The sequence below is a fragment of the Nocardioides sp. Bht2 genome (assembly GCF_047308515.1).
Classification (GTDB): domain Bacteria; phylum Actinomycetota; class Actinomycetes; order Propionibacteriales; family Nocardioidaceae; genus Nocardioides.
The window spans coordinates 1-10,874 of sequence record NZ_JBLBWI010000017.1; the positions used below are offsets into that span (position 1 = coordinate 1).

The 10,874-nt window shown below is 65.4% G+C and carries 9 protein-coding genes; 8 read left to right on the forward strand and 1 reads right to left on the reverse strand.

Annotation, left to right across the window (positions count from 1 at the left end; translation table 11 throughout):
- Positions 1 to 281: 281 nt before the first annotated feature.
- Together ACLM5J_RS17310 and ACLM5J_RS17315 are read left to right on the forward strand one after the other, a co-directional pair.
- The gene (locus tag ACLM5J_RS17310; RefSeq protein WP_413657742.1) at positions 282 to 1,394 is read left to right on the forward strand and encodes a hypothetical protein; all 1,113 of its coding nucleotides are present in this window, start codon (positions 282 to 284) and stop codon (positions 1,392 to 1,394) included.
- Positions 1,391 to 2,428 (forward strand): hypothetical protein, encoded by a 1,038-nt coding sequence (locus ACLM5J_RS17315; protein ID WP_413657743.1) that lies wholly within the window; start codon positions 1,391 to 1,393, stop codon positions 2,426 to 2,428. The genes ACLM5J_RS17310 and ACLM5J_RS17315 overlap by 4 nt, the downstream gene beginning before the upstream one ends.
- Positions 2,429 to 2,793: 365 nt before the next feature.
- Here the strand turns inward: ACLM5J_RS17315 and ACLM5J_RS17320 are convergent, their stop codons facing one another.
- The gene (locus ACLM5J_RS17320) at positions 2,794 to 4,653 is read right to left on the reverse strand and encodes an Ig-like domain repeat protein (RefSeq protein WP_413657744.1); all 1,860 of its coding nucleotides are present in this window, start codon (positions 4,651 to 4,653) and stop codon (positions 2,794 to 2,796) included.
- Between the two features lie 229 nt (positions 4,654 to 4,882).
- Here ACLM5J_RS17320 and ACLM5J_RS17325 point away from each other — a divergent pair, with 229 nt between their 5' ends.
- From ACLM5J_RS17325 to ACLM5J_RS17350, 6 genes are all read left to right on the forward strand, one after another.
- Positions 4,883 to 5,611, forward strand: a complete 729-nt coding sequence (locus ACLM5J_RS17325; RefSeq protein WP_413657745.1) for a hypothetical protein — start codon at positions 4,883 to 4,885, stop codon at positions 5,609 to 5,611.
- Between the two features lie 5 nt (positions 5,612 to 5,616).
- The gene (locus tag ACLM5J_RS17330; protein WP_413657746.1) at positions 5,617 to 7,641 is read left to right on the forward strand and encodes a hypothetical protein; all 2,025 of its coding nucleotides are present in this window, start codon (positions 5,617 to 5,619) and stop codon (positions 7,639 to 7,641) included.
- Between the two features lie 209 nt (positions 7,642 to 7,850).
- Positions 7,851 to 8,522 carry a hypothetical protein gene (locus ACLM5J_RS17335; protein ID WP_413657747.1) on the forward strand — a complete coding sequence of 224 codons (672 nt, stop codon included), beginning with the start codon at positions 7,851 to 7,853 and terminating at the stop codon, positions 8,520 to 8,522.
- Positions 8,523 to 8,604: 82 nt separating this feature from the next.
- A complete protein-coding gene (locus ACLM5J_RS17340; protein ID WP_413657748.1) occupies positions 8,605 to 9,243 on the forward strand; it encodes a hypothetical protein in 639 nt (212 codons plus the stop codon).
- A 70-nt stretch (positions 9,244 to 9,313) separates the two neighbouring features.
- Positions 9,314 to 9,991 (forward strand): hypothetical protein, encoded by a 678-nt coding sequence (locus tag ACLM5J_RS17345; RefSeq protein ID WP_413657749.1) that lies wholly within the window; start codon positions 9,314 to 9,316, stop codon positions 9,989 to 9,991.
- Between the two features lie 66 nt (positions 9,992 to 10,057).
- Positions 10,058 to 10,693, forward strand: a complete 636-nt coding sequence (locus ACLM5J_RS17350; RefSeq protein WP_413657750.1) for a hypothetical protein — start codon at positions 10,058 to 10,060, stop codon at positions 10,691 to 10,693.
- Positions 10,694 to 10,874 lie beyond the last annotated feature (181 nt).

Sequence of the window (10,874 nt, forward strand, 5' to 3'; positions counted from 1 at the left end):
GCAATCGGGAAAGCCGCCCCCATCACCAGGTTGAACAACCTGGCTGGGCATCACAGCTAGCGGCGTCATCCCCCTTCGTACGGCCCACTCCATCCGGACCTCTGAGGGTCTCTCCAGCGGCTGGAGCAAAACGAAGGGCCGATTTCTTGTCATGCGGGAGATAAAAAGTGCCGCCACCTTCCGCAGAGCCCTCACTAGCGGTTGCGTGGCCGAGCGCCGCTGTGACTTGATCACCTCGCAAGGACTGCGTGTTAACACTATCCGCGAGGGAGGGTCCATCCATGGGATCAGCCAGCTCCGATGAGCAGCCGACGTGGCCACGTAAGCATCCCAACGCGTGGGAGACCGGGCGGATCATCACCCAGCTCCTCACCACGCGGATCACCGAGGTCATGACGATCCACCCGGCCATGCTCCGGGCCACGATCGAGAAGACAGTAAGGATCTTCACCGAGACCAGGTTCGACCCGGACGAGACGGCGGAAGAGCTCGCCGCTCTCTACTGGACGATCGGCGCACGCAGCGATCCCTCGACGATGACCGGATTCGGGCCGGTCTTCCAGGTAGCGCAGCGCTCCACCTTCGACGGCCTGCGGATGGTCCTGGGCGGACGCGCCCCTGGCGAGCACGTGGTAGAGCTCCAGCGCCGCGCCCGGGTCCTTGTCAACTACCTAATGGCCCACCTCAAGCGCGGACATCGCGACGCGGCACAGTTCTGCTCCCCGAGCGGGCTGACCCATGAAGAGCTGATCGCCGAGATCCATGGCGATGCTCTCTATATTGTCCTCGCGCCGACGGTGCCCTGCCGCCCCAGCAAGCTGACGATCGAAGGCGCGATCCTGCGTCGGCGCACCGGGGATCTGTTGATCCCGGTCGACATCCCCTTGGACCTGGTTGCGGCCGAGCTCGACGGCTACTACGTCAGTGGCCCACCTCGGTCGCTGTCCCGGCTCAACACCATCGAGGCACTGCTCCGCTTCTGCGCCATCTCGCTGCCGAAGCACATCGTCGCCACGACCGGACCCATCACGCCCAGTTCGGATCTGATCGGTTATGTCATCGTCGAGGGGATTCCCGGCGCCGCTGAACTGCTGGTGGAGAAGCACCTCTCGGAGCTGAGCCGGTGGCACCCACAGCAACGGTTTCAGATCGCCCAGATCTTCACCACCTGGCTGACCACGGGCGCCAACGTCAACCGGATCGCCCGGGACCTCTGCATCGCCCAGCAGACGACACATCGTCGGCTGCAACAGGCGCAGCGCGCCATCCAGAGCGACCTCACCAACCGGATCATCCGAGTGGAGATCCTGGTCGCACTGCACAGTGTGCTTCCCCGCTGGGCCGAGGAAGCCGAAGAATACGCCAAGAAGCGCGCTCGGAAGGACAATGAGTGAAGCGCACCAAACGCAGCAGCGAAGCGCCCGCCACGGGTGTCACCCCGTCCCCCAGCCGACGTCGTCGGCTCCGGAGGGCGGGGCTCGCCGCGCTTGCGACCAGTTGCCTCGTCACGGCGTACTCGCCGTTGAGTTCGAGCGCCTCCGAAGACCCAGACTTTCCGGGTCTACCGAGTCAGGACAGCCTGCGAGGAGACTGGGTAGGACCGAGCGTAACCACGATCAACGAGACGGCGCGCGCCAAGCAATGGGTGCGGTTGCCGCCAATTGTTCTCGCTGCGTACAACTTCGGCAGCAGACGCCAGGAATCACCCACCTGCACTGAACTCGGTGACTACAAGTCGAAAACGTCGTGGCGAGCCTCCGTCTACTTCGTCTCGGGAGACGGCGCGTCGCCTCGCCCATACGGCTATGTCAGAGCGTTCGACGTCAACACGGTGGCATTCGGATCGATTCCGGTGACCGCCACCGTCCGGCTAGCTCAACCACGCGACGCAGAGGATCTGCCGATGGGCGGGGAGATCAATGTCATGACAGGCGATTTCTGTACGGGGAAGGGGAAGTACACGGTCCCCGTACCTGGCCAAGTCAACAACCACTGGTGGGACGCTCGGGCTACCCTCGATGTCCTGGTCGAAGTGGTGAAGCTCAGGGTGGACGGCGTCGACCTCGGACTCAAACCCGGTTGCCGAACCGCTGAGGCGAACGCTGTGCAGGCCTCCGCCCCCGACTACTACGGTTGGGATCCGACCATCACCGCCGAAGAGCGCCCCGTGGGCGGGAATGTCATGACCACGAAGTTCTTCGGCTTGGCCAACGGCGGACTGCTCACAGGAACCGTGGACATCGACGCCTTCACCGGATGTAGGACCGCCGTCGGCGAGGATGTCTCGGCTCTGTTGACCAGCGCCATCTCAGGCCCGAACAACAAGGTCTCGATGCGATCACAAGGCCTTCAGGCAGCAGGGTGCGTCGCGACTCCCCGCAACTGCACGGGTAGCTTGCCGGCGCTGCCGTTCCCTGACGGGCAGTAGCGACACCGTTTCGCGTGCGTTGAGGGCCGAGGTCATCGAGACCTCGGCCCTTAACGCATCTCTGGCGCAAGCAGTGCATGCGCGGTACGGCTCCCGACGCTCGCCACCCGCAAGGTGTACCCGGCGAGGACGTTGGCAACGGCGAGCCTGGTGGAACGAACGAGAACCTCCAATTGGGATGTGGCTTTGTCTACGGCCATGCCAACCCGGAGGTTCTCGAGTCGCACGGTAATCCGGCTATCCGGCGTTCGGTGCCCAGCACCGGTTCATCCGCCGCACTGGTCGGCTCGACGCCAGGATGCCGAACGGCCTGTGGCCGGGCCCAGTTTCCTGGACCCGGCCACAGGCCGTTGAGAACAACGTGGTCACTTCACCTTGAAGCTCTTCTTCCCGCTGCTGGCGGAGATGTTGCTGGTGCCGGTGTAGGAGACCGTCACCGTGTACTTGCCCTTCTTGGTCAGCTTCTTGGCCGTGAAGCTCGCAACACCGGCGCTGTTGACCTTGGCGTTGCCCTTCGCGACCGTCTTGCTGCCGCGCTTGATGACGACCTTGACTGTGCCGGTCGCGCTCGCGCCCGACGGGAAGCTGGTCTTGGTCTTGACGGCCACCTTCTTGCCCTTCTTGGTCACCTTGATCGAGGTCACCTTGGTGCTGGTGGCGGCCTTGGAGACGACAACCTTCGCCGTCTTGCTGGAGGCCTGGGTAGCACCGTCACCCGGGTAGAGAGCGGTCAAGGTGTGCGAACCGGCGCCCAACTTGGGCAGCGCGATCTTCGCCGTACCGTTGGCGAGCGTGGCCGTCTTCGTCACGCCACCTACCTTGACGGTGACCGTTCCGGTCGGAGTCTCGCCTTCCGCTGCCACGGTGACGGTGGCACTCCGCGCCAGGCCGTACCGGCCGGTGGCCGGCGAGATGGCGACGGCGGTGGTGGAGACCACGTTCTCTTGAGCCGTGACCGGGCCGACCGCCGACGACGTCGAGTCGAGGGTCTCAGCACCACGGACCGCGGTCGAGACGAACTTGATCGACTTCCCGAGCATCGAGGCGTCCAGCACCAGCGTGGTGGGCGTGGTGCCCGGCACCTCGACGTCGTCCACCAGCCACTTGCTAGCGATCGCGTCTGGAGTGCCGGTGAAAGTCGCCGGTACCCCAGTTAGCGTCTGACCGACCTTGGCAACCCCGGTGATCGCTGCAGCCGTGTTGACGGCGAGCGGCCCCACAGGGTCGGAGACCAGAACCTGGAAGGTCTTCTCAGAACCGGTGATCGAGGCGAGATGCTCGTTGCCGCTCAGCTCGTCAATCCCAGCGTCCAGTGCGTCGAGAATGGACGAATCGCTTCCCCCCCAATGGACCATCTCCCCCGTGTCTGTCCGGGCAAGGAGGTAGTTGTTCCAGCCAAGCGAAGCGACATCGACGACCCTGCCCGTCACACCACCTGGGTACTGATTGACAGCGAGATCTCCAGTGACCGGCAACCATGTGACCACGGTGCCCGACGCAGTCACCGCAACCGCCTCCGCACCGACCTCAAAGTCGGCAACGGGGTCAGCGAGTTGGTCACCAGCGATCGACGCCGGCGGTTGAATCACACCGTTCGCAGCGGTCCAGGACGCGACGCCACCGCCCTCGAACCGGACCACCAGGGCGGTTCCCGCCGCGTCAATCTCGGCCACGTTCTCGAACGCTGAGAGTACCGAATAACCAACGCTGGTCAGGACCCCAACCTTGCCATTGTCAAGACGAACGGCAACTAGGTTGGAACCGACGACAATTTCGACGGCCTTGCCGCCGAGTTCAGCCGCGGTGGTCGGCAGGTTGGCGTACGTCAGGTTCCGAGCGGTGCCCCAGGCATAGGGAACACCCGCGGCGGTGACGGCTCCAACATGGAAGTTAGCGGCGTCCACGCTGACAACTTCTTGACCCGCCAATGCGGGTGGGATGTCATGCGTTGCAGCACCGTTCGACTTCACCCGCAGGAGCGTGCCGTTCCGATCGATCGCGTACCGGTTCACGTCGGTCCGACCGGTGACGCTGACCAGCGATTGGCCGAGATACTCCTCGGTCACCGGGGTGAATGGTGCGGTGGCACCTGACACCCCGAAGACGTGGACATCGCCCGCCTGAGAGTTCGGCACCACCCGGTCGGCCTGTGCTGTCGGAGCGGCCACGAGGGCGCCGCCCACGGCGAGGCCGACAAGACCCGCCAAAGTTGATTTAGTCCGCACGTGGACACTCCTTCTTGGTTTCCCCCACCTGACTTGCTGCCAGTGGTTTCGCCGTCGGCAGCCGCTGAGCGGGCGTCCTTTTCCGGCCATCTGCAGGCTAGGGGTAACCCAGGTCACATGACCCCGTGCGGCCATGAGAACTCGTGGAACTTGGCATCTAGGTGACAAAAAATCGAAGAGTTTTCACGGGCCTCTCGCCTTCGTGAGCAACCAACGCCACTCTGAGCCCATGAGACGAAGCCGAATGATCGGCCTGGCGATCGGCCTCCTGATCGCACTCGGCATCGGTGCGGGAGTCGCGGCCGTCAGCGCCGACGAACCCAGCGCCGGACCCGAGAACGAGAACGAGTTCCGCGTCGCGGGCGACGGCCAGCTTCCGAGTTCCCCACCTCACCTCGAGGCGGCCCGAGCCCCGCTGACCGCGGATGAGATCGGGTATGCGACCTATCTGATCGCCTCCCATCAGGCCGCGGCACGCAGTGTCGCTGGCGACGCAGGCCCTCAGGTCTTGAGCGTCGACCTCCCCTCGCCCGGAGAGGCACGTGGTGCTGAGCGGCTCGCTGTCGTCGTCGCCTACGACTATGCCCGCGACCGGCTCGCCCAACACGTGGTCAGCCTGAGCGAGCGGCGGATCGTGAGCTCCGCCAGCAAAGCCGGGGTACAGCCGCCGTCCGTCCCCGACGAGGCCGACGCCGCCCTGCAGCTCGCGCTGAGCAGCGATGCAGACCTCAGCTTCCGGGAGCAGTTTCTCCAGACCCAAGGAGTCCCGCTGCTCACCGCGGACCAGGTCCGGTACGTGGCCGGCACCTGGACCTACGACCAGTCGACCGTCGCCGGCAAACAGTGCGGCGCCCACCGGTGCGTCCGGTTACTGGTCCAGAGCCCCGCGGGCGACTACTTCGAGACCGGCGACTTCGTCGTCGATCTCAGTGCCCGCACGATCGTGAAATTGAGGTGAGCGTGATGCGTGGACGAGTAGGCAGGACCCTTGCGGGGATAGCGGCTGCCGCACTGGCCGTCGGCGGCGTCGTCGCCGTGAGCATGCCGAACGCTCATACCGACGAGCCGATCGAGGCTCTTCCCTGCGGCTCCGCTGCCGTCACCAAGGAGCTCGCCAACGGGGCCGCCTGGCGGATGTGCGCCCGGATCCACCCGGTCAAGGGGTTGGTCCTGGAGCAGGTGGAGTTCCGGCCGGCAACCGGCGCCCGGGAGTATCCCGGTTTTCTACCGGTGATCGACGAGCTCTACCTCTCCCAACTCAACGTGCCCTACGACAACGGGCTCTCCCAGTTCAACGACATCACCAGCTACGGCTTCGGCAACCAGTACCTGGTGCCGCAGACCGCAGACACCTGCTTGGGCGACACCATCGACGTCACCCAGGCGTTCGCCTACCTGAACCGGTTCGTTGAACGCACCGTCCCCGGGATCTGCGTCGACGAGACACCTACCGGACTCGCAAGCCACTCGGTCGAGGATCAGTTGGCTGAGACCACCCACCGATTCGCCGAGCAGGGAACCGCGCTCCAAGTCTCCTCGATTTCGAAGATCTCCTGGTACGAATACCAGGAGCTGGTGACCTTCGGCGACCACGGGGAGATCGACGTCGCGCTGGGGGCTACCGGCGACCTGGCCCCCAGCATGGCGGGCGACGAATACTTCGGCACCGATCCCGAACAGGGCTGGCCGCTCGGCGGGGAGCAGGTCAACGGCCAGCCGACCTACGCGACCTCCCACTGGCACAGCGCCATCTGGCGCGTCGACTTCGGGATCGGCGGCAGCGAGCGCCAGTTCGCCGAACGCTGGGATTACGCGACGACCGACCAGGGTCTCACCGCGCCAGTCACCAGGGGCGCCGCCAGCCGGATCAGCGCTCCGTTCAGCGCTACCAGTCCTCCGGATCGCCGCTCCTGGTGGCGGATCGGCAGCGACCAGTCACTCAATCCCGACGGGTTGGCCCGCTCCTACGAGATCGTCAACCAGTCAGCTGCCAATGTGTCGATCCCGGTCACAGAGCCGATCCTCACGGTCACCGAGAATCAGTCCTGCGCCGAGTACGCCTCACACAACCTCAATCCGGCCTGCCCCAACCAAGGCATCCTCGAATGGGCGGCCAGCGAAGCGGAGCTCACCGACCCGGTCGCCTGGATCAACGTCGGGTACCACCACATCGACCGCAACGAGGACCAGAGCCCGATGCCGATCCACTGGCAACGGTTCCAACTCGTCCCCCGGGACTTCTTCGCTCAGAACCCCGCTGCTCCGCCCGCGCGTTCCTGCATCAATGGACCGACCGGACGCGGCGCCGACTCAGCGGCTCGCCCCTGTATCGCCACCAACGTCTTCCGTCCCTCGATCACGGCGGGGAGCACGCCGGTGGTCAGCGGCACCACGTTGACTGCCAAGCCTGGGCTGTGGAACCAGACCCGCACCACCTGGAACTACGCGTACATGTGGTTCCGCGACGGCGCGCCGATCCTGGACGACGATCATCAACCGGCGCTCGGCACCAGCTATACCGTGAGCGCGGCCGACCTCGGCTCCGAGCTCACCGTCAAGGTGACGGCGTCTCAGACCGGCTTCCCGTCGGGGACTGCCGAGTCGCGCCCCCTGGCCATCCCTAAGCCGGCTGGCCCCGATCCCACCGAGGGCCCGACGAGTGAGCCCACCTCCGGCCCCACGACGCCGCCCGCGAAGGCGACCGCGACGCTCACGGTTCGCAAACCGGGCAGGATCACACGGGCCGCAGCCCGCAAGGGCACAACCACCGTCCTGGTCCGGGTCACTGCCAGCGGCCAAACACCGCAGGGTGTTGTTCGGCTGACGAAAGGAGCGAAGGTACGGAGCGGCTGGCTGAGCAAGGGCCAGCTGAGGATCAGGCTCCCCAAGATCCGCAAAGTGGGGAAGCACCGGGTCCACGTCCAATACCTCGGCTCCGGTGCGACGAAGCCAGCCAGCATGTGGCTGACCGTACGCGTGGTGAAGTGATCGGCGCGGAAATCCAACAAAAGTGGGACGTCCGTACCGAATCCGCAGAAATTCACACACAGGACCTAGCTGTGACCCCCATCACTCCGCGAAGTTGAGGTCGTCCTCAAGCCTGATCTTTGCCGGACCACCCCCGGGAATCGGAACCAGGGCCTCAGGGCATCCAGTCGGCCAAACCTGGCCGTTCGATACAGAGATAGGAACACTCAATGCGCTCCATTGCAGTCAAGTCCCTCAGCGCCCTCGCCGGCGCAGCCCTGTTGATCGGCGCCCCGGCGGCGATGGCCACCGGTTCCGGGAAGGTCACCGTCGGTGGCGTGGACACCGTCGGCACCAACGCCGCGTCCGGTACCAACGTCGGAGACCTCACCTTCGACAGCGACGCCGGCGTGCCGATGACCTGCACCAGCTCGTCGATCACCGGCACCGTCAACCGCGGTACCGCCGTGGTCAACGGCGCTACCATCGGCAACATCTCGAACCTCGGTTTCACTGGCTGCACGGCTACCGACTTCCTCTACCCGGTCACGGTTGCCAGCAAGGGCACCTGGGCGATCAAGGTCGTCGGCAACCCCGCCCCCAAGGCGAACATCGTGAACATCGAGATCGCCAACGTCACCGCCCAGGTGAAGTCGACCGGTTCCGCTCCGCTGGCCTGTGACTTCGAAGCCACCGGCACCGTTCCCGGGACGTTCAACGTGAGCACCCAGCGGATCACGATCGCGAGCACGGCGTTCCCGTTGAACCTCCAGGCGTTCAACGGTGCCGGCACCAAGACGCCCGCTTCGTCGACCTGCGCCGGTGAGGTCCTGACCGGCGACAAGGCGAACATGAACGGCGTCTTCAGCCTCTCCGTCACCGGCGGAGCGCTCAGCTTCTGATCCACACCAAGTGGGGCCGCTCGGCTACGGGCGGCCCCACTTCCTGTTCACCATCATTTCCTTACCACCCGAGAGGATCCCCATGTCGACCATGAGCACCATGTGGCGCCGCGCAGCCGTCGCAGCCGCAGGAACCGCACTGATCGCCACCGGCGCCATGACCAGCCCCGCCCAGGCGGCCACCATCGACGTCATCTACGACGTCAACGGCACCACACACATCAACTCCACCAACTCCGACATCGCCATCGGTCCCGCCACCATGTACTCCTTCGTGGAGACCGACGGTTCCTTCACCGGCGACATGGCGCTGCCCGGCACCCGGACCAAGTTCCACCTGCTCGGCTTCATTCCGGTCACCGCCAACGTGAACTTCGAGCCCACCGGCCCGACCACCGGCCTGGTCTCACGTGACCCCAACGACCGCACCAAGCGGATCCTCAAGTCGACCTCGAACTACTACGTGCGACTCAGCAACATCGCCGTCGTCGGCTTCCCGCTCTTCGCCGGCTCCAACTGCCGCACGAGTAGCCCCGTCTCGATCGCCGCCGACACCCCGGCCGGCGAAAACTTCAACATCACCGTCGGCGGACGCCTCACCGGCACCTACTCGATCGGCAACTTCCAGAACTGCGGCCTCAACACCTGGCTGATCAACTCGATCATCCCCGGTAGCGGCAACACGATCGAACTCAACCTCACCAACGGCCGCCTCCAGTAAAAGGACGCCGACCGGCGACGGGCCCACTCATCGACCGACGAGTGGGCCCGTTCTCCGTCCAAGGACCGCCATGAAACTCCCCCTCCGCACCCTCGCCGTGCTTGCCGCCAGCACCGCCCTGATCGTCGGTGCCCAGGCGGTCCCCACCCAAGCCAGCAGCCCCGGCAAGATCGCGGTCGGCGGCTTGGACACCAACGGCACCAACGCAGCGTCCGGTACCAACGTCGGCGACCTCACCTTCGCCAGCGACGCCGCCGTGCCGATGAAGTGCACCAGCTCCACGATCACCGGAGCCGTCAACCGCGGTACCTCGGTGGTCGCCAGCGCCACCATCGGCACCATCTCCGACCTCGACTTCACCGGCTGCGAGGCGACGGCGCTCGACTACCCCGTCACCGTGGCCAGCAAGGGCACCTGGGCGATCAAGGTCCGGAACACCCCGGCACCCACGGCCAACATCGTAGACATCGAGATCGCCAACCTCACCGCCCAGGTGAAGTCGACCGGCGCCACCCCGCTGGCCTGTGACTTCGAAGCCACCGGCACCGTCCCCGGCACCTTCAACGCCTCCACTCAGCAGATCACCATCGCCAGCACGGCGTTCCCGCTCGCGCTCCAGGCGTTCGATGGCACCGGAACCAAGACCGCAGCAGCAACGACCTGCGGCGGCGACGTCTGGACCGGAGACAGAGCCAACATGAACGGCGTCTTCAACCTCGCCGTCACCGGCGGAGCGCTCACCTTCTAATCCCCGATCCGGCCGATCCCGGGCGGCCAGCTTCACAGCAACAACCAACCCTCGAAAGGAATCATCATGTTGAGCACCTCCAAGCTGTGGCGCAAGGCCGCCATCATCGCCGGTGGTACTGCACTGGTCGCCGGCGCGATGGCCAGCCCCGCGCAGGCGGCCACCATCGACGTCGTCTACGACGTCAACGGCACCACACACATCAACTCCACCAACTCCGACATCGCCATCGGTCCCGCCACCATGTACTCCTTCGTGGAGACCGACGGTTCCTTCACCGGCGACATGGCGCTGCCCGGCACCCGCACGCGGTTCGAGCTCATGGGGTTCATCCCGGTCACCGCCAACGTGAACTTCGAACCCACCGGCCCCACCACCGGTGTGGTCTCGCGTGACCCCAACGACCGCACCAAGCGGATCCTCAACTCCACGTCAAACTACTACGTGCGACTCAGCAACATCGCCGTCGTCGGCTTCCCCCTCTTCGCCGGCTCCAACTGCCGCACCAGCAGCCCCGTCTCCATCGCCGCCAACACCCCCGCCGGCGAAAACTTCAACATCACCGTCGGCGGCCGCCTCACCGGCACCTACTCGATCGGCAACTTCCAGAACTGCGGCCTCAACACCTGGCTGATCAACTCAATCATCCCCGGCAGCGGCAACACCATCGAACTCAACCTCACCAACGGCCGCCTGCAGTAACCAACCGGCCAGCGGAAGTGAAGCCCGTTCTCCGACCAGGGAGGACGGGCCTCATCGCTTCCGGTACCTCCTGAAGCTGGCATGCCGGCGGCAGCCTGCCCGAAGAGAGACCCCAGAAGTTGTGCCCGGCGTTACAAGTTTTCGGGCCTGATGCTCGGAGCGCCTTCTCGAGGGTTGCGCG